The 24,858-nt window shown below is 65.0% G+C and carries 21 protein-coding genes; 17 read left to right on the plus strand and 4 right to left on the minus strand.

Annotation, left to right across the window (positions count from 1 at the left end; genetic code table 11):
* Nucleotides 1-351 precede the first annotated feature (351 nt).
* From rimO to P9220_RS10315, 5 genes are read left to right on the plus strand one after another with little or no spacing between them, the layout of a single operon-like run.
* Nucleotides 352-1,689, plus strand: a complete 1,338-nt coding sequence (gene rimO, locus P9220_RS10295) for a 30S ribosomal protein S12 methylthiotransferase RimO (protein ID WP_309765452.1) — start codon at nucleotides 352-354, stop codon at nucleotides 1,687-1,689.
* Nucleotides 1,690-1,692: 3 nt separating this feature from the next.
* A complete protein-coding gene (locus P9220_RS10300; protein ID WP_309764747.1) occupies nucleotides 1,693-2,625 on the plus strand; it encodes a sugar kinase in 933 nt (310 codons plus the stop codon).
* A 29-nt stretch (nucleotides 2,626-2,654) separates the two neighbouring features.
* Complete coding sequence (bktB, locus tag P9220_RS10305; RefSeq protein WP_309764748.1) at nucleotides 2,655-3,839, plus strand: beta-ketothiolase BktB; 1,185 nt, start codon at nucleotides 2,655-2,657, stop codon at nucleotides 3,837-3,839.
* Nucleotides 3,840-3,861: 22 nt separating this feature from the next.
* Nucleotides 3,862-4,503 (plus strand): hypothetical protein, encoded by a 642-nt coding sequence (locus tag P9220_RS10310; protein ID WP_309764749.1) that lies wholly within the window; start codon nucleotides 3,862-3,864, stop codon nucleotides 4,501-4,503.
* A 46-nt stretch (nucleotides 4,504-4,549) separates the two neighbouring features.
* Nucleotides 4,550-5,743, plus strand: a complete 1,194-nt coding sequence (locus P9220_RS10315) for a cystathionine beta-lyase (RefSeq protein ID WP_309764750.1) — start codon at nucleotides 4,550-4,552, stop codon at nucleotides 5,741-5,743.
* 5 nt (nucleotides 5,744-5,748) lie between these two features.
* Here P9220_RS10315 and serB read toward each other — a convergent pair whose 3' ends face one another.
* Both serB and P9220_RS10325 read right to left on the minus strand, forming a co-directional pair.
* Nucleotides 5,749-6,588, minus strand: a complete 840-nt coding sequence (serB, locus tag P9220_RS10320) for a phosphoserine phosphatase SerB (RefSeq protein ID WP_309764751.1) — start codon at nucleotides 6,586-6,588, stop codon at nucleotides 5,749-5,751.
* Nucleotides 6,589-7,004: 416 nt separating this feature from the next.
* Nucleotides 7,005-7,955 (minus strand): LysR family transcriptional regulator, encoded by a 951-nt coding sequence (locus tag P9220_RS10325; RefSeq protein WP_309764752.1) that lies wholly within the window; start codon nucleotides 7,953-7,955, stop codon nucleotides 7,005-7,007.
* A 104-nt stretch (nucleotides 7,956-8,059) separates the two neighbouring features.
* Here P9220_RS10325 and P9220_RS10330 point away from each other — a divergent pair, with 104 nt between their 5' ends.
* The 11 genes from P9220_RS10330 to P9220_RS10380 all read left to right on the plus strand — a co-directional run bounded on the left by P9220_RS10330 (nucleotide 8,060) and on the right by P9220_RS10380 (nucleotide 20,802).
* Nucleotides 8,060-9,076 carry a zinc-binding alcohol dehydrogenase family protein gene (locus tag P9220_RS10330; RefSeq protein ID WP_309764753.1) on the plus strand — a complete coding sequence of 339 codons (1,017 nt, stop codon included), beginning with the start codon at nucleotides 8,060-8,062 and terminating at the stop codon, nucleotides 9,074-9,076.
* 162 nt (nucleotides 9,077-9,238) lie between these two features.
* Complete coding sequence (locus tag P9220_RS10335) at nucleotides 9,239-9,793, plus strand: DUF6013 family protein (RefSeq protein ID WP_309764754.1); 555 nt, start codon at nucleotides 9,239-9,241, stop codon at nucleotides 9,791-9,793.
* A gap of 204 nt (nucleotides 9,794-9,997) precedes the next feature.
* The gene (locus P9220_RS10340; protein WP_309765453.1) at nucleotides 9,998-10,903 is read left to right on the plus strand and encodes a Ku protein; all 906 of its coding nucleotides are present in this window, start codon (nucleotides 9,998-10,000) and stop codon (nucleotides 10,901-10,903) included.
* 51 nt (nucleotides 10,904-10,954) lie between these two features.
* On the plus strand, nucleotides 10,955-13,720 hold the full coding sequence (ligD, locus tag P9220_RS10345; protein ID WP_309764755.1) for a DNA ligase D: 2,766 nt from the start codon (nucleotides 10,955-10,957) through the stop codon (nucleotides 13,718-13,720).
* A 29-nt stretch (nucleotides 13,721-13,749) separates the two neighbouring features.
* Nucleotides 13,750-13,959, plus strand: coding sequence for a hypothetical protein (locus P9220_RS10350; protein WP_309765500.1), 210 nt, complete (start codon nucleotides 13,750-13,752; stop codon nucleotides 13,957-13,959).
* Nucleotides 13,960-14,180: 221 nt separating this feature from the next.
* Entirely contained in the window at nucleotides 14,181-14,792 is a 612-nt protein-coding gene (locus P9220_RS10355; RefSeq protein WP_309764756.1) for a biliverdin-producing heme oxygenase, read from the plus strand.
* Nucleotides 14,789-17,179: an ATP-binding protein gene (locus P9220_RS10360; RefSeq protein ID WP_309764757.1), complete on the plus strand. Its 2,391-nt coding sequence runs from the start codon at nucleotides 14,789-14,791 to the stop codon at nucleotides 17,177-17,179. Before P9220_RS10355 ends, P9220_RS10360 begins: the two co-directional genes overlap by 4 nt.
* Before the next feature lie 18 nt (nucleotides 17,180-17,197).
* Nucleotides 17,198-17,662: a response regulator gene (locus tag P9220_RS10365; RefSeq protein ID WP_309764758.1), complete on the plus strand. Its 465-nt coding sequence runs from the start codon at nucleotides 17,198-17,200 to the stop codon at nucleotides 17,660-17,662.
* A 95-nt stretch (nucleotides 17,663-17,757) separates the two neighbouring features.
* Nucleotides 17,758-19,695, plus strand: coding sequence for a response regulator (locus tag P9220_RS10370; protein WP_309764759.1), 1,938 nt, complete (start codon nucleotides 17,758-17,760; stop codon nucleotides 19,693-19,695).
* A gap of 107 nt (nucleotides 19,696-19,802) precedes the next feature.
* Nucleotides 19,803-20,276 carry a VOC family protein gene (locus P9220_RS10375; protein ID WP_309764760.1) on the plus strand — a complete coding sequence of 158 codons (474 nt, stop codon included), beginning with the start codon at nucleotides 19,803-19,805 and terminating at the stop codon, nucleotides 20,274-20,276.
* 40 nt (nucleotides 20,277-20,316) lie between these two features.
* Complete coding sequence (locus P9220_RS10380; protein WP_309764761.1) at nucleotides 20,317-20,802, plus strand: VOC family protein; 486 nt, start codon at nucleotides 20,317-20,319, stop codon at nucleotides 20,800-20,802.
* Here the strand turns inward: P9220_RS10380 and P9220_RS10385 are convergent, their stop codons facing one another.
* Together P9220_RS10385 and P9220_RS10390 are read right to left on the minus strand one after the other, a co-directional pair.
* Nucleotides 20,803-21,618, minus strand: a complete 816-nt coding sequence (locus P9220_RS10385; RefSeq protein WP_309764762.1) for an ABC transporter permease — start codon at nucleotides 21,616-21,618, stop codon at nucleotides 20,803-20,805.
* A complete protein-coding gene (locus P9220_RS10390) occupies nucleotides 21,615-22,304 on the minus strand; it encodes an ATP-binding cassette domain-containing protein (protein ID WP_309764763.1) in 690 nt (229 codons plus the stop codon). The genes P9220_RS10385 and P9220_RS10390 overlap by 4 nt, the downstream gene beginning before the upstream one ends.
* A gap of 118 nt (nucleotides 22,305-22,422) precedes the next feature.
* Between P9220_RS10390 and P9220_RS10395 the strand changes: the two genes are divergently transcribed.
* Nucleotides 22,423-24,843, plus strand: coding sequence for an AsmA family protein (locus tag P9220_RS10395; RefSeq protein WP_309764764.1), 2,421 nt, complete (start codon nucleotides 22,423-22,425; stop codon nucleotides 24,841-24,843).
* Nucleotides 24,844-24,858 lie beyond the last annotated feature (15 nt).

Below are 24,858 nucleotides of genomic sequence, written 5' to 3' on the forward strand. Positions count from 1 at the left end.
CTGAGAGCCACTGGTGTCCTACGAAGTGGCCGCATAAATCACTGCATCGAGCGGTTCAGAAGAGAAGCTGCTTTTCTTGCATGAAACCAGAGTAAGGCGCTGAAGCGCCAACTCCGTCGACAGCCAAGAAAGTTACCCCGCCCGCCGGGAAGGCGGCTACTGAACACAAACCCGAGACGCCGGCAAGAGCACCACCACAAGCCGCACAAAACCCCCCGCCCAAACCAGTTAAAATACTAAACCTCGCCGCGCCCCAGCGGCAAAAAGCACGCCGCAACCGTGCCCCTGCCCGAATACCCCGTGAACACTCCAGCAAAATCCACCCCCGCAGCGCCAGCGCCGAAAATCGGTATGGTCAGCCTCGGCTGCCCCAAAGCCCTGGTCGATTCCGAGCAGATCATCACCCAACTTCGCGCCGAAGGCTACGAAATCTCCGGCACGTACGACGGCGCCGATCTCGTCGTCGTCAACACATGCGGTTTCATCGATGAAGCCGTCCAGGAAAGCCTCGACGCCATCGGCGAAGCGCTCAGCGAAAACGGCAAGGTCATCGTCACCGGCTGCCTCGGCGCAAAAAAGAGCGCGAGCGGCACCGGCCTCATCGAAGAAGTACACCCGAAGGTGCTCGCGGTCACCGGTCCGCATGCCACCAACGAAGTGATGAACGCGGTGCACACGCATCTGCCGAAACCACACGATCCCTTCGTCGACCTCGTGCCGCCCGCCGGCATCAAGCTCACACCGCGTCACTACGCGTATCTGAAGATCTCCGAAGGCTGCAATCATCGCTGCGCGTTCTGCATCATCCCGTCGATGCGCGGCGACCTCGTGTCGCGGCCCGTCGCCGAAGTCATGCTCGAAGCCGAGAATCTGTTCAAGTCGGGCGTCAAGGAACTGCTCGTTATTTCGCAGGACACGAGCGCGTACGGTGTCGACGTCAAATACCGCACCGGTTTCTGGAACGGCAAGCCGCTCAAGACGCGCATGACCGAACTGGTCGGCGCGCTCGGCGAGCTGGCCGCGCAGTACGGCGCGTGGGTGCGGCTGCATTACGTCTATCCGTATCCGAGCGTCGATGAAGTCATCCCGATGATGGCCGCGGGTCCGCTCAAAGGCCACGTCCTGCCGTATCTCGACGTGCCGTTCCAGCACGCGCATCCGGAAGTGCTGAAGCGCATGAAACGCCCGGCCAACGCGGAGAAGGTGCTCGAACGCGTGAAGGCGTGGCGCGCCATGTGCCCCGACCTGACCATCCGCAGCACGTTCATCGCGGGCTTCCCCGGTGAAACCGAAGAACAGTTTCAGACGCTGCTCGACTTCATCAAGGAAGCAGATCTGGACCGCGTCGGCTGCTTCGCGTATTCGCCGGTAGAGGGCGCGAGCGCGAACGAACTCGACGGCGCGCTGCCCGACGAAGTGCGCGAGGAACGCCGCGCGCGCTTCATGGAACTCGCCGAGGAACTGTCGGCGAAGCGCATGAAAAAGAAGGTCGGCAAGACGGTGAAGGTGCTCGTCGACGAAGTCAGCGCCGAAGGCGGGGTCGGCCGCACGGCGGCGGATGCGCCGGAAATCGATGGCGTCGTCTATATCGCGCCGCCGACAAAGGCGTCCAAGCGCTACAAGGCGGGCGACTTCGTCTCCGTGAAAATCACCGGCGCGGACGGCCACGATCTCTGGGGCGAGGTCTGAACCATGACGATGACGCCGCAGCATCCCGCCATCCTCGCGCTCGGCGAGGCAATGATCGAGTTCAATCAGTCGAAGCGCAACGAGCCGAATTATCTGCAAGGCTTCGGGGGCGACGTCTCCAACTTCCTGATCGCCGCGGCGCGGCAGGGCGCGGCGACCGGCTTCGTCTCCGCCGTGGGCAATGACCAGTTCGGCCAACTGCTGTTCGATCTGTGGCGCGCGGAGAACGTCGATACATCCTCGGTGCGGATCGATCCTCACGCGCCGACCGGCGTCTATTTCGTATCGCACGGCGAGACCGGGCATCGCTTCGACTATTTGCGCGCGGGATCGGCGGCGAGCCGCTATGCGCCCTCCGACTTGCCGCTCGACACGATCGCGGGCGCGAAGGTGGTGCATCTGTCGGGCATCAGCCTCGCGATCGGCGTCGCCGCGTGCGATGCCGCGTTCGCCGCCATCGACCACGCACGCGCGCACGGCGTCCAGGTCAGCTTCGATACGAACCTGCGCCTCAAGCTGTGGCCGCTCGCCCGCGCCCGCGCAGTGATGCTCGAAGCCATCCGCCTTACCGATATCTGCCTGCCGAGCTACGACGACGTCACCGTGCTCACCGGTCATGAGGACAAGGACGCCATCGTCGATACGCTGCTCGCGCTCGGCCCGAAAGTCGTCGCGTTGAAGCTCGGCAAGGAAGGCGCGTATATCGCGACACCCGACGAGCGGCGCGTGGTGCCGGGCCGCGTCGTCAATGCGGTCGATGCGACCGGCGCGGGCGATTGCTTCGGCGGCGCGTTCATCGCACGCATCGTGGCGGGCGACGATCCTTTCACCGCCGCTCACTATGCGAACGTGGCGGCGGCATTATCGACGCAAGGCTTCGGCGCGGTCGCGCCGATTCCGGACCGGGCGGCCGTGCAACAGGCGCTCGCCGGATAATCCAGAACACAAGACAAGGAGACGACAACATGAAGCGCGAAGTAGTGGTGGCAAGCGGCGTGCGCACGGCGATCGGCGACTTCGGCGGTGCGCTGAAGGATTTCACGCCGGGCGATCTCGGCGCGCGCGTGGTGCGGGAAGCGCTGTCGCGGGCGCGCGTGTCGGGCGATGAGGTCGGCCATGTGGTGTTCGGCAACGTGATCCAGACCGAGCCGCGCGACATGTATCTGGCGCGCGTCGCCGCACTCGAAGGCGGCGTCACGCAGGACGCGCCCGCGCTCACGGTCAACCGGCTGTGCGGCTCGGGGCTGCAGGCGATCGTGTCGGCGTCGCAGTCCATCCTTCTGGGCGATGCCGACATCGCGATCGGCGGCGGCGCCGAAAGCATGAGCCGCGCGCCGTACGTGATGCCGGCGGCGCGCTTCGGCCAGCGCATGGGCGACGCGCGCATCGTCGACATGATGCTCGGCGCCCTCAACGATCCGTTCAACAAGATCCACATGGGCGTGACGGCGGAGAACGTCGCGAACAAGTACGGCATCACGCGCGAGGCGCAGGACGCGCTCGCGCTCGAATCGCACCGCCGTGCGGCGAAGGCAATCGAGGCCGGTTATTTCAAGGACCAGATCCTGCCGATCACGCTGGCATCGAAGAAGGGCGATACCGTCTTCGACCGCGACGAGCACGTACGCATGAACGCGACGGCGGATGACTTCTCGAAGCTCAGACCAGTGTTTGCGAAGGAGAACGGCACGGTAACGGCGGGCAATGCGTCGGGCATCAACGACGCGGCGGCGGCCGTCGTGCTGATGGAGCGGGGCGTCGCGGAGAAGCGCGGCCTGCAGCCGCTCGCGCGCCTCGTCGCCTACGCCCACGCGGGCGTCGATCCGAAGATCATGGGCATCGGCCCCGTGCCGGCGACGCAGAAGGTGCTGGAACGCGCGGGGCTTACCGTCAACGATCTCGACGTCATCGAAGCGAACGAAGCCTTCGCCGCGCAAGCCTGCGCGGTCACGAAGGAACTCAAGCTCGATCCCGCGAAGGTCAACCCGAACGGCTCGGGCATTTCGCTCGGCCATCCGATCGGCGCGACAGGCGCGCTCATCACCGTGAAGGCGCTGTACGAACTGCAACGCATCGGCGGCCGCTACGCGCTCGTGACGATGTGCATCGGCGGCGGGCAGGGCATCGCGGCGATCTTCGAGCGCATTTGACGTGGTATCGAAGGAAGCAAGCATGAAAGAAGCAACCAGGCGGCCGGCCTTCCCGGTCCGGCCGACGATGATGATTGCGGCCTCGCTGGTGTCCGCGCTTGCGCTCGCGGGCTGCAATTCGCCGATGCCGCCGGATACCTCGAGCGGGGCCGGCACGGTCGCGCCGAAAGGCGAGTCTCACGGCGCGGACGACGCCATCCGCACGCTCGCCTTGCCGCCGCAAAAGCCGCTGTCGCCGAACCCTGACTACGCGCGTTTCCCGCGCTATGTCGGCACGCTGGGCGGCAGGCAGATCGAGATGAAGCTCGGCGCGAAAACGGACGAGCCTTCCGGCGTGCATGGCGAATACCGTTTCGCGGGCAGCGCGTCGGTGATTCTCGTGGCCGGCGACCGTGACGGCGATGCGCTCGAGATCGAGGAATCGAACGACGGCACGCATATCACGGGCAACTGGATCGGCAAGTTCGAGGCGGACGGCAGCGTGTCGGGCGAGCGCATGGACCCGGACGATTCGAACGCGCAGCCGTTCGATCTGCGCCCGGCCGTGGCGGGCGTGAAATTGCCGCCTGCGCCGAGCCACGCGGCGCCATCGCTGGAACCCGCGCCGCCGCCTCCGCCGCCCAATGCCGTCGGTGGCACGAGCAACGTGATCATCGGCGAATGAAGGCGCGTTCGTTGCACTTCCCCTCATCCTCAACGCTCTTTACCTCATGACCGATTCAAGCAGCCAGAACCGCGACCTGCAAACCCGCATCGTGCAGCCGAACGATCGCATCATGCCCGGCTTCGAGTCGTTCGCGGTGCCGGTGGCGCGGGCATCGACGGTCGTGTTCCCCGATCTCGCGACGATGCGCGCACTCGTCTGGAGCGACGATTCCAAGTGGCGCTACGGCCTGCACGGCACGCCGACGACGATCGCGCTCGCGCAACGCCTCGCGGCGATCGAAGGCGGCGAGCACGCGCTGCTGCAGCCGTCCGGTCTGGCGGCGATATCGAACGTGTATTTCGGGCTGGTCAAGGCGGGCGATCACGTGCTGGTACCCGACAACGCTTACTCGCCGAATCGCGAGCACGCGGACTGGCTCGCCGCCGACTTCGGTCTCGAAGTGAGCTATTACGATCCGATGGCGGGCGCGGGCATCGCCGAATCAATCCGGCCGAACACGAAGCTGATCTGGCTGGAAGCGCCGGGCTCCGTGACGATGGAAGTACAGGACGTCCCGGCGATCGTGGCGGTCGCGCGGGCGCGCGGCATCGTGACGGCGATCGACAATACGTATTCCGCAGGGCTCGCGTTCAAGCCGTTCGAGCACGGCGTCGATATTTCGGTGCAGGCGCTGACGAAGTACCAGTCGGGCGGCAGCGACATCCTGATGGGCGCGACGATCACGCGCGACATCGAGCTGCACAAGAAGCTGAAGCGCGCGCGGATGCGTCTGGGCGTCGGCGTTTCGGCGGACGATGCATCGCTCGTGCTGCGCAGCCTGCCGTCGATGAAACTGCGCTACGAAGCGCACGACCGCTCGGCGCTCGCACTCGCACGCTGGCTGAAGACGCGCGCGGAAGTGGCCGCGGTGCTGCATCCCGCGATGGAAGATTGTCCCGGCCACGCGTGCTTCGCGCGCGACTTCACGGGCGGCGCGGGCGGGCTGTTCTCCATCGTGTTCGACGGGCGCTATAGCGCCGCTCAGGTCGATGCGTTCGTCGAGGCGCTGAAACTGTTCGCGATCGGCTGGAGTTGGGGCGGCGCGCACAGCCTCGCGATGCCGTACAACATCCGCTCGATGCGCACGGCGTCGCAGTGGCCGCACGAAGGGGTGCTGGTGCGGCTTTATATCGGTCTGGAAGACGAAGCGGACTTGCGCGCGGACCTGGAGGCGGCGCTCGGCAAGGCGCTGGGCTGATCGCTTCAGAACAGGCGCAGCAGGCCGTCGAGACCGACGAAGTTGAATGCAACGGTCGCGGCCTCGCGCACGACCGGCTTCGCGCGGAACGCCACCGAGAGGCCTGCTTCGCCCATCATCTTCAGGTCATTCGATCCGTCGCCCATCGCGATCGCCCGCTTCGGATCGATGCCGATCGCTTCGCACGTCTCGCGCAGCGTCCGCGCTTTGACATCGGCATTCACGATTTCGCCGATGACCTTGCCCGTCAGCTTGCCATCGACGATTTCGAGCGTATTCGCACGCGTGTAGTCGATGCCGAGCCGCGCTTTCAAGCGCTCCGTGAAGAACGTGAATCCACCTGAAACGAGCAGCGTTCTGAGGCCAGCGGCGCGGGCACCTTCGAGCATGCGTTCCGCGCCGGGCGATAGATGGAGGCGTTCTTCGTAGACGCGCTCGAGGGCGCTCGCGTCCAGGCCTTTCAGCAACGCCACGCGGCGGGTCAGGCTCTCGTTGAAGTCCTTGATCTCACCCCGCATCGCCGCTTCGGTGATCGCTGCGACTTCGGCTTTCAGCCCGCAGAAATCGGCGATTTCGTCGATGCATTCGATCGTGATGAGCGTCGAGTCCATGTCCATCGCGACGAGGCCGAAGTCGGAGAGTTGCGCTTGCGGCTCGATGAACGCGTAGTCGAGCGCATGTGCTCCGCAATAAGCGTCGATGTCGGCGCGCTGAAGCGGGTCGGCATCGGACAAACGCAGGAGCGTGTCGTCGATGCGCGCTGTTTCGCTACAGCGGGCGAGGGCCGCGAGCGGTCCCATGTGCGAATCGGAGATCGGTGCGGGGCTCTGTATGACGAGATTCATCGAAGACGGTGCGGAGGTTGCGCGAAGACGGCTATTGTACGGGGCGCGGTGAGGCTTCATCGGAATGCTTGTTGTGTGGGCGCGCGCTTTCGCATGTTGCGTTGTGCATGATGCGCGCGGCGTGATGCATTCAGAATGCGATTGCCGCTGCGTGACGTCATGCGCGATGCGGTTGATTTCTGGTAACGCGGCGGCGCGTAGAAGGTCGAAGAGGGCGGAGCCGAAGCGATCTGCATGCAGCACGCAACATGCAAGATGCAACATCCGATGCGGTTTGCAACCCGTCTTTGCACCCGCTCCGTTAAGCAGCATCCCAGGCGTGGGTTTTCTTCGCTGCTTCTTGAAACTCACAGGCGCACTAAAGCGATATCCATGCAGCACGCGAGACGCGTCATCCAGCATGCAAGACCTCGCATCTACCTCTGCACCCGCGCCGGCTCCCGATCCCAGTAAGGCGGCTCGCCGAACTGTCCCGCCAGGAACTCGATGAAGGCCAGCGTCTTCGGCGGCACGAACGCGCGGCTCGGATACACCGCCCATATCGCGACGGTCTGCGCGAGCGGATAGTCATGGAGCACCGTCACCAGTTCGCCGCTCGCCAGAAGCGGCGCGACGCTCCACGTCGATTTCAGTCCGATGCCGATGCCCGCGGCGAGCGCATCGCGGATGACTTCGCCGTTGTCCGTCACGAGCCGGCCCGACACGCGGACATCGATGACGCCGGTCGGCGTGACGAAACTCCAGTCGCGCTGATCCGCGAGGATGACGCATTCGTGATGCGTGAGATCGGCTGGATGGCGCGGCGTTCCGTGCCGCGCGAGATAAGCCGGCGACGCGCATAGCACGCGGCGATTGCTCGCGAGCTTGCGCGCGACCAGCGTCGAATCCTTTAGCGCGCCGATGCGCACCGCGAGATCGATCCCTTCCTCGACGAGATCGACGATCTGATCGGTCATGCGCAGATCGACGGTGACGGCCGGATGCTGCCGCAGGAATTCAGGGATGAGCGGCGAAATGTGCTGCCGGCCGAGCGATGATGGCATCGTCACGCGCAGCCGTCCGTGCGGCTGTTCGAGAGCCCGCCCGACCGACGCCCGCGCCGCTTCCGCCGCTTCGAGCAGGCTGCGCGCATGCATCGCGAAGATTTCGCCTTCCTGCGTGACGCTCACGCGCCGCGTCGTCCGATGCAGAAGCCGCGCGCCGAGCATTCTCTCCAGTCCCGCGATCCGCGCACTCGCCACGGCAGGCGACAAGCCGAATTCCCGCGCCGCCGACGACAGATTCGCGAGCGCTGCGGCCCGCACGAAGAGCGCCACGTCGAGCAAATCGAGCCGATCGCGCCCGCCTCCGGACAACAGTTCGCCCATTCGATGGATTTCCCGAAAAATTGTTTCAGGAATTATCGTGGTTTTCTGCATGCTGCATGCAAGCTACGATGCGTCCATCGTTTCAATTCAACATAGGAGCTTTCATGAAAGCCATCGGTCTGACCCGCTATTTGCCGATTTCGAATCCCGAATCACTCGTCGATATCGAGCTGAACAAACCGACCCCCACTGGCCGCGACCTGCTCGTGAAGGTGGAGGCGATCGCCGTCAATCCGGTCGACACGAAAGTCCGCGCGCCGAAGGACAAGGTCGAAGAAACGCCGCGCGTGCTCGGCTGGGATGCCGCCGGCGTCGTCGAAGCGATCGGCCCCGAAGTCACGCTGTTCAAGGTCGGCGACCCGGTGTACTACGCCGGCGACATCACGCGTCAGGGCGCGAATAGCGAGTTCCATCTGGTGGACGAGCGCATCGTCGGGGCGAAGCCGGCATCGCTCGATTTCACGCACGCGGCGGCGCTTCCGCTCACGACCATCACCGCATGGGAGGCGCTCTTCGACCGCCTGAAGGTGTCCGCCGAAGGCAAGGACGAGGGCAAGACCGTGCTGATCATCGGCGGCGCGGGCGGCGTCGGCTCGATCGGCATCCAGCTCGCGAAGCAGGTCGCAAAGCTGCATGTCATCGCGACGGCGTCACGGCCCGAATCCGCGAAATGGGCGACGGAGCTGGGCGCGGATCGCATCGTCAATCACTTCGAGGACATCCCGAAGCAACTGAAAGACGCAGGCATCGGCCAGGTCGATTACGTGCTCATTTTCAACGACACGGACAAGCATTTTCCGGCAACTGCCGAGGTCGTGAAGCCGCAAGGCGGCATCTGCACGATCGTCGAGAATGCGGGGCCGCTGGCTATCGATCTGCTGAAGGCGAAGAGCGCCGCGTTCCATTGGGAGTTCATGTTCACCCGCGCGATGTTCAAGACGCCCGACATGATCGAGCAACACAAGCTGTTGTCCGAAGTGGCGCGGCTGATCGACGCGGGCATCATCCGCACGACGCTCGGCAAGAACATCGGCAAGATCGATGCGGCCAATCTGCGCGAGGCGCATCGCCTTCTCGAAGAAGGCCGGGCGATCGGCAAGCTCGTGCTGACGGGCTTCTGACACTGGTGCCGAAACGGTTGGGTGCTTCGTTTTGCCGCGCGGCCGCCTCGGGTTTTCCATGAGAAGGGCCGCGCGCGCGCGGCGCTAGACTGACTCCGCTATAAGCCGATTCGGCGTCCACTGCGCCGGATCATCATCGAGTGCTTGTCACGGAGGTGCCGGATGAATCGACGTTCGAACGCAGGCCGGAGCGCCATCACAGCCATGGTCGCGATGACCGCGCTCGCGACGGCTCACGCGACGCCCGGTATCAAGGTCCTCTCCGAGGCGCCCAACGACGGCCCCATCAAATATACGATCAAGATGGCGTCGAAGAACTTCGGCAACGAGCAGGAGACGCGCACCATCCGCTCAGGTCAGTCCGACGACTTCACCTGGCAGGGCACGGCGCCGAGCGGTGCGCAACCGGTGCCGGATGCGTGCCTGCAGGTCGCATCCGTGCCGCGCAGCGCGGAAGGCATGGCCGTGCGGCAAGTGCAGATTCGCTTTGCGCCGGTCGTCGCGGATAACGGCGTCGCCAACGTGCAACTCAGCTTTCGTGCCTATGCGCCGAAGGGCACGAGCAAGGTCACGGTAGGCGGCAAGTCGCTGCAATGTCCCGGCGATAACCACCTGAGCCAGATCATTCGCTTCTCGATGCCGACGTCCACCGGCTCCAAGAAGACCGTCACGCTCGATGACGGCACCCAACTGACTGTCACCGCCAGCCGGAAGTAGAGGTCGCTGTTTCGCGCACGCACGGGCGAACGGCATTTTGCATTCGGTCCACCACGCAACTAACTGTCGATTTTTCAGCCGCCACCGACATCGCGCGCCGAAAGCGATGTTTGGCACACTTCCTGCGACACCTCACGATGCGCAATGCGCCGCATCTCCACGTCCGGCGCACTCATCGACCGTTCCGACAAAGAGGTGCTCGCGATGCCGCACATGATCTGGAAAGGCGCGATCAGCTTCGGGCTGGTCCACGTGCCCGTGCAACTCTATCCGGCCACGCAGTCGGAGAAAGTCGGCTTCAATCTGCTCGACAAGCGCTCGATGGACCCCATCGGCTACAAGCAGATCAACAAGAACACGGGCAAGGACGTCACGCGCGACAACATCGTGCGCGGCTTCGAATACGAGAAGGGCAAGTATGTCGTGATGACCGACGCGGAAATCCGCGCGGCCAATCCCGAGTCGACGCAGACGGTCGATATCCTCTCGTTCGTCGACGCGCCCGAAATCTCGTTCCTGTCGCTCGATACGCCGTACTACCTGACGCCCGATCGCAAGGGCGAGAAAGTCTATGCGCTTCTGCGCGATGCGCTGAAGGACACCGGCAAAGTCGGCATTGCAAGCGTCGTCCTGCACAACAAGCAGCATCTTGCCGCGCTGATTCCGGTCGGTCCGGCGCTCGCGCTCAACACCTTGCGATGGGGCGACGAAGTCCGCGATTTCACGCAGTTCACGTTTCCCGACGAGGACACGAAGAAAGCGGGCGTCACGTCGAAGGAGCTGGATATGGCCAAGCGCCTCATCGACGACATGAGCGATTCCTGGGATCCGACGAAGTATCACGACACCTTCCGCGACGACATCATGAAGCTCGTCGATCAGAAGGTGAAGGAAGGCAAGATCGCCGAGGTGATGAAGTTCGAGGAAGGCGGCGAAGAGAAGGCGAGCGCGGACATTCTCGATCTGTCCGAACTGCTCAAGCGAAGCCTGAAGAGCGGCGGCGCGACGAAGGGCGGCAAGGCATCGCGGGCGAAAGACGATTCGGGCGATGACGCCAGTGAGGAACCGGCGCGGCCCGCGCGCAAGACGGCGCGTCGCAAGCGCGCCTGAGCGCGATGATCCGCAATCCATGAAAGCACCGGCAAAGGAGCCTTCACGACGATGACGGGCAAGCTCGAAACCTATCAACGCATGCGGCGTTTCAACGAGACGCCTGAGCCGTCGGGAGAGAAGACCGCCGCGCGCCGGGCGTCGCGCGCGAAAAAGCCCGCGAAACAGGCACTTTCCTTCGTCATTCAGGAGCACGATGCCCGTCGTCTCCACTATGACTTTCGACTGGAACTCGACGGCACGCTCAAGTCATGGGCAGTGCCGAAGGGACCGAGCCTCGATCCGTCGGTGAAGCGGCTGGCGGTGCATGTCGAAGATCATCCGATCGATTATGGCTCGTTCGAAGGCGCTATTCCCGAGGGGAATTACGGCGCGGGCAGCGTCATCGTATGGGATCGCGGGACGTGGGCGCCGCAGGCAGGCGGCCCCGAGGACGCCGCGCGCGAGTACGAAAAAGGCAAGCTCAAGTTCGTCCTCGACGGCGAAAAGCTGCAAGGCGGCTGGACGCTCGTGCGCAGTCACATGCGCGGCAGCGGCGACAAGGAGCAATGGTTTCTCATCAAGGAGCGCGACGACGAAGCGCGGCCCGAATCGGAATACGACGTTCTCCTGAAGAAACCGGGAAGCGTGTTGTCCGATTCGCTCGGCGCGCGGCTCGAGAGCGGCGAGCTGCGCGACCGCACCGAACGCAAGGTGAAGCCGGCGGCGCGGCGAACGGTTCCGCGTGCGGCGAAAGCCGCAAGCGACAAGGCCGACGGCCACGCGCATCCGGATATCGTCGCGACACGCAATGCGGAGTCGTTGCGCGCGCTGTCGCATGATCCGGCGATCGAAGGCGCAGTCAGGGCGAAGCTCCCCGCGCTGCTCAAGCCGCAACTCGCAACGCTCGTCGATGCCGCGCCGCCCAGCGACGAATGGACCTATGAAATCAAGTTCGACGGCTATCGCGTGCTTGCGCGCATCGAGCAATCGAACGGCAAGCGCGACATCCGCATCTTCACGCGCAACGGCAACGACTGGACAGCCAAGTTTCCGAAGCAGGTCAAGGCGCTGGAGAAGCTCGATATCGAAAGCGGATGGCTGGACGGCGAAGCCGTCGTGCTCGACGATCGCGGGCTGCCGGATTTCCAGGCGCTGCAAAACGCGTTCGATGTCGGTCGTCCGCAGGGCATCGTCGTGTACTTCTTCGATCTCGCGTTCCTCAACGGCTATGACTTGCGCAATGTGCCGCTCGTGCAGCGTCGCGCGTTGTTGAAGGCGATTGTCGAGCCGGTCGACGATCCCGCGCTGCGTTATTCCGAAGACTTCGCCTTCAGCGCCGACGATCTGCTGAAGAGCGCGTGCGACATGTCGCTGGAAGGCATCATCGGCAAGCGAATCGACAGCACGTATGTATCCGGGCGCAGCAATTCGTGGATCAAGCTCAAGTGCCGCCGGCGGCAGGAGTTCGTCGTGTGCGGCTATTCGGAGCCTTCGGGAAGCCGCGGGCAGTTCGGTGCGCTGCTGCTCGGCGTGTATGACGGCAAGGGCAAGCTGCAATATGCGGGACGAGTCGGCAGCGGCTTCGACCATGCGACGCTCGTCGCGGTGAAAAAGGAACTCGACAAGCGCGAGACGGATCGGATGCCCTTCGAGCGCGAGCCGCAAGAGCGCAGCCGCACACCCGTGCATTGGGTGAAACCGGAACTCGTGGCCGAATGCAATTTTGCGGAATGGACCAAGGAGCGCATCGTGCGACAAGCATCGTTCGTCAGTCTGCGCGACGACAAGCCGGCGCGGCAGATCGTGAAGGAAGAGGCGGCATCGGCGGAGAAGGTGGAAGCGGAGGTCGAAGACGACACGGCTAAGAAGCCGAAAGCGCGCAAGACGGCGGCCAGGAAAGTGGCGGTAAAAGCGCCGGCGAAATCGGCGTCGAAAAAGAGCGCGACCGAGGTGGAAGGCGTGAAGATAAGCCATCCTGAACGTGTGATCGATAAATCGACGGGCCTCACGAAGCTCGATGTCGTCGAGTATTACGCGTCGATCGCCGAATGGATGCTGCCGCATCTGCAGGACCGTGCCGTGTCGCTGGTGCGCGCGCCGGACGATATCGGCGGCGAGCTGTTCTTTCAGAAGCACAGCGCGAGGCTCGCGATTCCGCATATCACGCAGCATCCGGATGCCGACCCCGACCATCCGCCGCTGCTGACGGTCGAGTCGGCGCAGGCGCTCGTCGGCACCGCGCAAATGGGCACGATCGAATTGCATACGTGGAACTCGGTGATCTCGAACATCGAGAAGCCGGATCGCATGGTGTTCGACCTCGATCCGGGAGAAGGCGTCGGCTGGGACCGCATGCTCGAAGCCGCGAAACTCACGCGCGACCTGCTGAATGAACTGGGGCTCGCGTCGTTCTGCAAGACGAGCGGCGGCAAGGGCGTGCACGTGGTCGTGCCGCTTGCGAAGCAGGCCGGCTGGGACGAGATGAAGGGCTTTTCGCAGGCGGTCGCGCAGCATATGGCGAAGACGCTGCCGAAGCTCTTTTCGGCGAAGATGGGCATGCAGAACCGGCGCGACAAAATCTTCATCGACTATCTGCGCAACAATCGCGGCTCTAGCACGGTCTGCGCATTCTCGCTGCGCGCCCGGCCCGGCATGGGCGTGTCGATGCCCATCGCCTGGGACGAACTCGACGACACCACGAGCGGCGATCAATGGAACATCGGCAACGCGCGCGCGCGCATGGACGCGCTCGGCGCCGATCCGTGGGAAGGCTATGCGAAAGCGCGCCAGCGGCTCACCGTGCAGATGAAAAAGCGGCTGGGCATCGGCGGATGAGCACATCGACGCGAACTCTGGACATCGACATGAAACCGACGAACGAATCGCCCAAGGACGAGCCTGAAGAGGAGGCCGCCAGGCCGCCGCTGCCGCACGAAACCGATCAAAGCGCGCAGTCGCAAGCGGAAGAGGAGCCGCGCGATATCGGCAGGCAGGCGCATGAGGACATCGAACGCGGACTTGTCGATACCGACCGGCGCGGCAATCTCGATGGCGACGGCCAGCCCGCGCAGTGAACCGAATAGTGAGTTTTCGGGTAGGGACAGCGCTTTGCTGCGCGCAACGTGCATGACATCGCGGCGGCCGGTTGCGTAGAATGATTCTCTGTCTCAGAAAAGGGCGCAGCGCTGCGCTCTTTTACCGATTCGCCCCGCGACGACATCGTCGAATCGGTAAGCCCTTCCCATCAGCATGCCTCTCGCCGTATCGCCGGCGCCGCAGCCGACACGATCAAACAATGCGACATGACCTTCTGTCACGCCTGAAGAACGAAACCACCGCGTGCCACACACGGCTGGAGAATTCACTCGATCTGATGCGCGACGATCTGCAACGCGACGAATACATCGCGCTACTGCAACGCTTCCATGGCTACGTTGCGCCGTGGGAGGACGCGATCGGTGCGCGTCTGCCCGCATCGCTGCGGGCGTTCTTCGACGAGCGCCGCAAGACGCCGCTTCTCGCCGCCGACATTGCCGCGTTGACGGGCCAACCCGCGACGCCCGAGCTTGCCGATGCAAGCGCCGCGCTGCCGCCTGTCGACAATATCGGCGCGGCGTTCGGCTCCATGTACGTGATGGAAGGCTCGACGCTCGGCGGGCGCTTCATCGCGCCTCACGTCGCGCGCCTGCTGCAACTGGAGCCGGGCGTCGGCAACCGCTACTTCGACGGATATGGCGCGCGCACCGGCAGCATGTGGAACGCGTTCCGCGAAACCGCCGCGGCGACGGTCCCCGAAGCGCAGTACGACGCGGCCGTGAGCGCCGCCATCGCCACGTTCGAAAGCCTGCAGTCGTGGCTGTGCGTTGAACCGCTGGAAGCGCCGGCGTCATCCGGAGCCGCCGCATGAGCGATAACCCCGGCGCGCCGCGTGCTCCCAACGAGGGCGAGGCGCGAAGCGCAGGCCCGCCCGACGCCGAAGCGCGCCGCCGCACGCTCGATTCGGGCGTCGTCGGCGAGGATTGCGGCGCCGAACCCATCCATGTTCCCGGCGGCATCCAGCCGCACGGTTATCTGCTCGTGCTCGAGGAGCGCAGCGCCGGCGCGGCGGGCCCGCGCATCGTGCAGGCGAGCGAAAACATCGCGGAACTGACGGGCGACAGAGCCGAAGCGCTGCTCGGCAAGCCGCTCGATGCGCTCGTCGATGCCCGCGGCGCCGAGCGCATCGTGCAGGCGGCATCGACGATGGAAGTGGACGACTCGCCGCTCTACGTCGGCTCGATGGACATGCAGCACAGCGGCCCGGTGCGTCTCGACGTGACGATTCACCGGCACGACGGCGCGCTGATTGTCGAAATGGAAGCGGCCGCGCCATCCGGCGAATCCGCGTTCTCGCCGATGTATCCGCTCGTGCGAACGTTTGCGCGCGGCCTGCAGAACGCCGAGTCGGTTCAGGCGCTCGCCGAACTCGCGGTGCGGGAAGTGCGGGCGATCAGCGGCTTCGGCCGCGTGCTGCTCTACAGCTTCGATGCGCAAGGGCGCAGTCACGTGCTCGCGGAGGACCGCGACGCGCAGTACGCGTCGTTCCTGCATCAGTTCTTTCCGGCCTCCGACATTCCGCCGCAAGCCCGCGCGCTGTATCTGCGCAACCGCATCCGCCTCGTTTCGGACGTCAACTACGTTCCCGCGCGCCTCGTGCCCGAACGTCATCCCGTCACGGGCCGCCCCACGGATCTGACCTACGCGGCGCTGCGCAGCTTCTCGCCGGTGCACCTCGAATACATGCGCAACATGGGCACGCATGCGTCCATGTCGGTGTCGATCGTCGTGCGCGGCAAGTTGTGGGGGCTGATCTCCTGTCACGATCACAATCCGCGCAAGGTGCCCTTCAGCACACGGCTCGCGATCGAGCATCTCGGCAACATGCTGTCGCTTCAGATCGAGGCGAAGGAAGAACGCGCCGAGGCCGAATATCTGGCCGAGCTGCGCCGCACGATGGCCCTCATGATCGCGGCGATGGGCGAGCAGGAGAGTTTCGTCGCGGGGCTGCGCGGCGTGCCGAAGGACGTGCTGAGCTTCGCGCGTTCGGCGGGCGCGGCCATCGTGATGAACGATCAGGTCACGCTGATGGGCGCGACGCCCGATGAAGACACCGTGCGCGCGCTCACGGACTGGCTCGCCGAGAACACGTCGGGCGTCTGGGCGAGCGATTCGCTCGCGCGCGAATGGCCGCCGGCGAAGGCGCACGAGGACACGGCGTGCGGCGTGCTCGCGGTGCCCGTATCGCAGATTTTTCGGAACTACTTGCTGTGGTTCCGGCCGGAACTGATGCAGACCATCAGATGGGCCGGCGAGCCGGTCAAGCTGCGCGGGGCGGACGGCGCGAGCGCGCCGCGCACGAACTTTAGCCCCTGGCTCGAGACCGTGCGCGGACATTCCGCGTCATGGCGTCAGGGGGAGCTCGAAATCGCCAGCGAGCTGCGCGGGGCGCTGCTCAACATCGTCCTGCGGCGGGCGGAAGAACGCGCCGAACTCGCGACCGAACTCGCGCGCGCGAACAAGGAGCTGGAAGCGTTCTCGTATTCGGTGTCGCATGACTTGCGCGCGCCGTTGCGTCACATCGCCGGTTACGGAGACTTGCTGCGCGAACAGGAGGGCGAGCGCATGTCCGAGAAAAGCCGGCGTTTCCTGAACAACATGCTGGAGTCGGCGCGTTTCGCGGGCACCCTCGTCGACGATCTTCTGACGTTTTCGCAGATGGGCCGCGCGGCGCTGCGCCCCGCGCCGGTCGATCTCGGGCAGCTGGTGCGTTCGATCGTGCAGGAATTCGAGGCGGACACGCCGGAGCGGCGCATCGACTGGGTGATTCGCGACCTGCCGCGCGTGACCGGCGACGCCGCGTTCCTGCAACTCGCGCTGCGCAACCTCATTTCGAATGCGGTGAAATATACGAGAACGCGGGAATCGGCGAAAATCGAGATATTCGCGACCCGCAGCGGCGAGGAGCACATCATCGGCGTGCGGGACAACGGCGTCGGCTTCGACATGAAATACGGGGCCAAGCTGTTCGGCGTGTTCCAGCGGCTGCATCGCGCGGAGGAATTCGAAGGGACGGGGATCGGGCTTGCCAACGTGCGGCGCATCATCGAACGGCACGAAGGGCGCACGTGGGCCGAGGGGCGGCTGGGCGAGGGAGCGGTGTTCTACTTCTCGCTGCCGGTCGAATTCCGCAGCCTGACCGGCCGCGAGGCCGCCCGCCCGTATTCCGCCGCGCCGCCGCATCCGCAGCGTCAGTAACGAAGTCAACAACAGACCATGCTCAAACCCATACTGCTCGTCGAAGACAATCCGAACGACCTCGAGCTGACCCTCGTCGCGCTCGGCAAGAGCCAGCTCGCCAATGAAGTGATCGTCGCCCGCGACGGCCAGGAAGCCATCGACTATCTGACAGGCGCCGGCGACTGGGCCGACCGCACGCCCGGCAATCCGGCGGTCATCCTGCTCGACCTGAAGCTGCCGAAGATCGACGGTCTCGAAGTGCTCGACATGATTCGCTCGAACGCGGCGCTCAAGAGCATCCCCGTCGTGATGCTGACTTCGTCGCGCGAGGAGCAGGACCTGATTCGCAGCTACGAACTCGGCGTGAATGCGTACGTGGTGAAGCCCGTGGAGTTCGCGGAATTTGTCGAAGCGATCAGCGATCTCGGCGTCTTCTGGGCCGTGCTCAACGAGCCGCCGCCGGGCTCGACGCGTTTTCGCCGACCGCTGGCAGGACAATGAACGCTGTGCTCATGCCCGCCATCCCGACGCCACCCGTGCCGCTTGCGCCATCCATGCCGTTCGTGCGCCCGCTCTTTCGCGAGGCCGCCTAGATCATGCAGCCCCTGCAACTGCTTCTCGTCGAAGACAACGCGCTCGATGCGGAGCTGACCATCGCCCAGCTAGAACGCGCCGATTACGTCGTGGAGGCGTCGATCGTCTACGATTCCGCGAGCTTCATCGGCGAGCTCGAAGCGCGGCGCTTCGACGTGATCCTCGCCGATTTCGTGATGCCCACGTTCTCCGGCATCGAGGCGCTGTCCATTGCGAGCGAGCGCGCACCGGATACGCCGTTCATCTTCGTGTCGGGCCTGCTCGGCGAAGAGCACGCCGTCGACATGCTGAAGCGCGGCGCCACCGACTACGTGCTGAAGCAGCGCCTGCAGCGGCTGCCCGCCGTCGTGCGCCGCGCGATGCGCGAGTCGGCGGAACGTGCGCAGCGCATCGCGGTGGAGCGCGCGCTGCGCGAAACGGAAACGCATTTCCGTCTGCTGATCGACGCGCTCAAGGACTACGCCGTCATCACGCTCGATCCGGAAGGGCGCATTCGCACGTGGAACGCGGCGTCCGAGCGCATTCTCGGCTTTCCGCCGCAGGACGTGCTCGGGCAATCGGCGAGCATTTTCTATAGTCACGACGACCGCGAAGCCGGCGTCTTCGATAACGAGCTGGAAACGGCGCGGCGTGAGGGCAGCGCCTCCGACGACCGCTGGCTCTGGCGCAAGGACGGGCATTCGTTCTTCGCATCCGGCGTGACGACCGCGATCCGCACCGAACAGAACGAGCTCATCGGCTTCTCGAAGATCGTGCGCGATGCGACCGACGCCCACATGGCCGCCGACGCCTTGCGGCTCGCGAAGGACCAGGCGGAGTCGGCGAACCGCGCGAAAGATCATTTCCTCGCGGTGTTGTCGCACGAATTGCGCACGCCGCTCACGCCGATTCTCGCCGCCGTGCGCCTGCTCGAAATGAAGCACTCGCTGCCGCGCGAGGCGCATCCGACGCTCGATCTGATCCGCCGCAATGTCGAACTGGAGGCGCGCCTGATCGACGATCTGCTCGATCTGACGAGCATCGCGCGGGGCAAGCTCAGCCTGAACTTCGCGAGCGTCGCGCTCGACACGCTGCTCACCAGCGCGCTCGACATGTCCGAAGCCGACTTGCGCGCGAAGAACCTGACGCTCGAAACGAAGTTCGAAGCGACGCGCTTCGTCGTTTCGGGCGATGCCGCGCGGCTCCAGCAAATCGCGTGGAACCTGATGAAGAACGCGGTGAAGTTCACGCCGGCGGGCGGGCGCATCGAAGTGCGCACGTGGAACCCGGACGAAGCGACCATCGCGGTGTCGGTGACGGACAGCGGTATCGGCATCAGCGCCGAAGCCTTGCCGCGCATCTTCTCGGCGTTCGAACAAGCCGACGATTCGATCACGCGCTCGTTCGGCGGACTCGGCCTCGGACTCGCGATCGCCAGCACGCTCGCGCAGAAGCACGGCGGCACGCTGTCCGCCTACAGCGACGGCCGCGATCAGGGCGCGCGCTTCACGCTGACGCTGCCGCTCGCCCGCGTGCAGCCGGCGCACGAGCCCGCGCCGCTGCCGCAGGCCGCCCAGCAGGAGCCGGGCAGCGCGCTCCGGGTGCTGCTCGTGGAGGACAACGAGCAGACGTCGTCGGCGATGGCGGAAGTGCTCGACATGCTGGGCCACGACATCACCGTCGCGACGACCGTTGCCGAGGCGCTCGAATGCGCGAGGCGCGGCGCCTTCGATCTGCTCGTGAGCGATATCGGCTTGCCGGATGGCACCGGCCTCGACATCGCGCGCGCGTGGACGACGCTTCAGCCGGGGCGGCCGTCGGTCGCGATCACCGGATACGGCATGGACGAAGACATCCGCCGCTGCCGCGAAGCAGGGTTTCGCGATCATCTGACGAAGCCCGTCAACTTCGCGCGGCTCGAAGCATTGATTCAGTCGCTGGCGGACGAACTCACGCGATAAGTCCATGTGAAAAATTGCGCTCCGTGCGCGGATCGGTGTCGATTGGCGGCATGCTTGCTCGTCGTAGCGTTGATGCGTTGTTTCCACCGTTCGTTCACGGAGCCGATATGTCGCAATCGCCATCCCCTGTCAAGGCCATTCCCGAAGACATGCACTCGCTGACCCCGCACATCGTGTGCGCGGGCGCGGCCGAGGCCATCGAGTTCTACAAGCGCGCGTTCGGCGCCATCGAGACGGGGCGTCTGCCCGGACCCGATGGCAAGCTGATGCACGCGATGATCCGCATCGGCGATTCCGCGCTGATGCTCGTCGACGAAAATCGCGACTTCGGCCTGCTCGGCGCGACCGCGCTGAAGGGCTCGCCGGTCATCATCCATCTGTATGTCGAAGACGCCGACGCCACCGTGAAGCAGGCGCAAGCCGCCGGCGCGCGCGTGATCATGCCCGTCGCCGAGATGTTCTGGGGCGACCGTTACGGGCGTCTCGAAGATCCGTTCGGGCATCAATGGTCGGTCGCGACGCATGTGCGCGATGTCAGCCCCGCCGAAATGCAGAAGGCCACGTGCGGTCATCGGGAATGACGCGCGCCGCGTGTCGACGAACAGCACGAAGGAGGAGCGCATGGACAAGCGCATCAGCAAGATTTCGCCCTGTCTCTGGTTCGACGGCAATGCGCAGGAGGCCGTCGACTTCTACGTCAGCGTGTTCAGGAACGCGCGCATCACCGATACCTTGCTTCATAACGAAGCGAGCCCAGGTCCGGTCGGCAAGCTGCTCGCCGTCCAGTTCGAACTCGATGGCGAAGCGTTCCTCGCGCTCAACGGCGGGCCCGAATTCAGCTTCACGCCGGCCATTTCGATGTTCGTCCAGTGCGACGATCAAGCCGAGATCGACCATTACTGGGACAAGCTGCTCGACGGCGGCGAGGCAATGGCCTGCGGGTGGCTGACCGACCGCTTCGGCGTGACATGGCAGATCGCGCCTCGCCGCCTGCTCGGCATGCTTCAGGATGCGGACCCGGCGAAGGCGAATCGGACGATGGCGAAGATGCGCGAGATGATCAAGCTGGATATCGCGGCGCTGGAGCGGGCGTATCGCGGAGAATGATCAGGCGCGGCGGTTCTTCTTCTGCCGCTCGATCAGCCTGGCCGCCATGAACCGGTGATCCGGCGAGAAAAGCCGCAGGTAAGTCAGCACGACGGCGCCGACCACGCCCAGCCCCGACGCCGCCGCGATCAGAAACATGATGACGATCTGATACCGCACCGCCTGCAACGGCGATTGCCCCGCGAGCACCTGGCCGGTCATCATTCCCGGCAGGCTCACGAGGCCGACGACGGCCATTTGGTTCAGCGTCGGGATCATGCCGGCGCGCACCGCCTGCCGCGCGGGACCTTGCGCCGCTTCCCAGCGGGTCGCGCCGAGCGCAAGCGACATTTCGACGGCCGCGCGTCCCGCCGTCAGTTCCTCCGTCATCCGTTCGATCCCGAGCGATACGCCCGTCAGCGTATTGCCGAGGATCATGCCGAGAATGGGGATTGCGTACTGCGGCTCGTACCACGGGTGGATGCGGATCACCGCGAACAGCCCGAACGCGCCGATCAGCCATGAGCTGCCCCATATCGATAAGAGGCTGTCGACGCGCTGGCCCGCATACGTGCGCCGCCCGCGATTCGACGCCGCGAGGCCGGCGATCACCGTCATCAGCGCCATCAGCGGCAGCACGACGGTCCAGCGGCTGAACGCGAACACCCAGCCGAGCACATAGCCGACCAAGAGCAGTTGCACGACGGTGCGCACCGCCGCGATCAGAAGCCGCCGCTCCAGTCCGAGCCGGAGCGCCACCGAAAGCGCGCCGTTCACGACGATCAGCGCCGCCGCGAGCCCGATATCGAACAGGCTGAGAGTCTGGTAGCCGTTCATTGCGCGCCCTCACGTTCGGCGAGCAGGCCGGCGGTCATCGTGAGATGCCGCGTGGCGACGCGGCGAGCCTGCCCGATATCGTGCGATACCCAGATGCACGCGCGCTCGCCGCCATCGAACCAGTCGCCAACGAGCGCCTCGATGGCGCGCGCCGAAGCCGGATCGAGCGATGCGGTCGGTTCATCGAGCAACAGCACGTCGGGCGAAAGCTGCAGCACGCGCACGAACGCGGCGATTTGCGCTTCGCCGCCGGACAGCTCGCTTGCCGGCTTGTCGAGAAAATCCGCGCCGCGACCGGCTGCGTGCGCCAGCCGCGCGGCGATGTCGCGATCGAAACGTTCATCGCGGTAGACCTTCAGCGTATAGGGATAACGCAGGTTGTCTTCGACGCTGCCATCGAGCATCGCGGGCCGCTGCGCGATATACGCGACGCGCCGCCGATACGCCGGTATGCCGGACCGCGCGATGCGCTCGCCTCGCCACGCGATGAAGCCCTCGTCGCACGGATCGAGCAGGGCGAGCGTGCGCAGCAAGACGCTCTTGCCGGAACCCGACGGCCCGGTGATCGACACGCGCTGTCCGGCGTCGAGCGTGAAGTCGGTCGGCTGCAGCAGCAAGGCGCCGCGCGCCGCATCGCGGCGCACGATGCCGTTCGCGGCGACGAGCGGCGCAATTGAAGTCTGCATTCGTTCAATGTGGGGAAGGTTCCGGTGTCGCGCCATCTTACGCGCCATGCCCGCCATGCCAACCGGGCATGCCTTGTGCTGGCGGATCGTCAATCAGCAAAAAACGGATGGAGCCGATATGGCGCAAGCCCCAACCGCCGGGCACAACGGGAATGACCCCCGCAAGAACGCCGGCAAGAAGGTCGGCAAGATCGTCGCATGGATCTTCGCGGTCCTTGCCATTCTGATCGCGATCCTCGTGGTCTTCTTCCTGACGTTCGACTTCAACCGTTTGCGTCCCTGGGTCGACGACAAGGTGACGCAGGCCATCGGCAGGCAGTTTCACATCACCGGCGATCTGAAGGTCGGCTGGCGGAGGCCGCCGAACGAAACCGGCTGGAAACGCTGGGTGCCGTGGCCGCGTTTTTCCGCCGAGAAGATCACCATCGCCAATCCCGACTGGGCGCGTCAGCAACATTTTGCGACGCTCGATGAAATCGACTTTCAGGTAGCCGTGCTGCCCTTGCTCGCGCACGACATCGTCATTCCGGCGATCAATCTGGTGAACCCGTCCGTGGATATCGAGCGCCTCAAGGACAATCGCAACAACTGGACGTTCAAGTTCAGGCAGTCGACGGAGCCGTCGACGTGGAATCTGAAGCTCGGCGATATCTCGCTTGCGAAGGGCACGATCGCCGTGCGCGACGAAGTGACGAAGGCGGACATGAACATCGTCGTCGATACGCTCGGCCAGGCCGTGCCGATCGGCGAAGTGATGAAGCAGCAGGAAGCGGCATCGGCGAAGTCGTCGGCGGAAATGGTCGGCAAGGGCGGCGCCGCCAAGCTCGAAAAGCAGGCCGACGCGGCGGCGGCGTCCGAGGCTTCGGCGGCATCGGCTGCGGCATCGGCTGCGGCGGCGAATGCATCGGCGCCGAATCCGGCGAGCACGTCGGCGCAGCAGAGCATCACGACGAAGAACGCGGAGAAGCCGCCCGTTCCACCGTATGCCTTCGGCTGGACCGCGAAAGGCACGTACAACGGTGGCAAGGTGTCGGGCGAGGGCAAGCTCGGCGGTGTGCTCGCCGTGCAGGACGCGAAGCGCCCGTTCCCCGTGCAGGCCGACGTGCGTCTTGGCGATACGCATATTGCATTCGTCGGCACCGTGACCGATCCGGCGCATCTCGCCGCGCTCGATCTGCGTTTGTGGGTGCAGGCGGTCAGCATGGCGCATCTGTATCCGTTCACGGGCGTGACGCTGCCCGAAACCCCGCCGTTCGCCACGGAAGGCCGGCTGACCGGGCAATTCCGCGAAGAGGGCAATGTCTTTCATTACGAGAACTTCACCGGACGCGTGGGCGGCAGCGACATCAACGGCTCGCTCGTCTATGCGGCGAGGAAGCCGCGACCGCTGTTGCAAGGCGAACTGGTGTCGCATCTGCTGCAGTTCTCGGACCTCGCACCGATCATCGGCGCCGATTCGAACGCGAGCAAGGCGAAGCGCGGCGAGGCGGAGAAACAGCCGTCCGCGAAGGCGCTGCCGACGGAGGAGTTCAAGACGGATCGCTGGAAGGCCATCGACGCCGACGTGAAGTTCACCGGCCAGCGCCTCATCAAGGACCCGAAGCTGCCCATCACCGATCTCTATACGCACGTCATCATGAAGAACGGTGTGCTGTCGCTGGAGCCGCTGAAGTTCGGCGTCGCGGGCGGGACGTTTGCATCCAATATTCATCTGGACGGCAGCAGTGCGCCGCTGAAGGGCAAGTTCTCGGCCGAGGCGCGGCATCTGAAGCTGAAGCAGCTTTTCCCGACGAACAAGACGATGCAATCCGCGCTCGGCGAAATCAATGGCGACGCGGCGCTGTCGGCCACCGGCAATTCACCGGCGACGCTCGCGGCGACATCGAATGGCGAAGTGAAGGCGCTCGTCACGCAGGGCACGGTGAGCCGGCTGTACATGGAAGCGGCGGGCCTGAACGTGGCGAACGTGGTCTATGAAAAGCTATTCGGCAAGCGCGACGTGAACATCAACTGCGCGGCGGCGGACTTCGTCGTGACGGACGGCGTGCTGGATTCGCGCGTGTTCGCCCTCGATACCGACGACGCGGTCATCAATGTCGACGGCAATATCAACCTGAAGACCGAGGACATGGACCTGAGCATCCATCCGCACACGAAGGGCTTCCGGGTGTTCTCGCTGCGCTCGCCGCTCTATGTGAAGGGCACGTTCAAAGACCCGAACGTCGGTGTGAACGTCGGGGCGCTGGCGGTGCGCGGCGGGGCGGCGGTCGGCCTCGGGCTCATCAATCCGTTTGCCGCGCTGATTCCGCTCATCGCGCCGAGCAACAACAAGCCGCTGCCTTGCAACCAGATGCTGGCCGACATCCGCAAGGCGCCGACCGCGCCGCCCGCGGGCCAGAAGCAGAAGGCAAAAGCGGCGCCCGCCTATATGTCGTCCGATGCGGCGGCGAGCGGCGCTGCTGCGCAAGGCGCCGGCAAGGGCGCCAGGAAGCCGGCGGCGCCGGCCGGGGCGAGTGCGGCGCAGTATCGGGGAAGCTGAAGCCGTCAGGCGATG

This window comes from Caballeronia sp. LZ016 (assembly GCF_031450805.1).
In the GTDB taxonomy this organism is placed as follows: Bacteria; Pseudomonadota; Gammaproteobacteria; order Burkholderiales; family Burkholderiaceae; genus Caballeronia.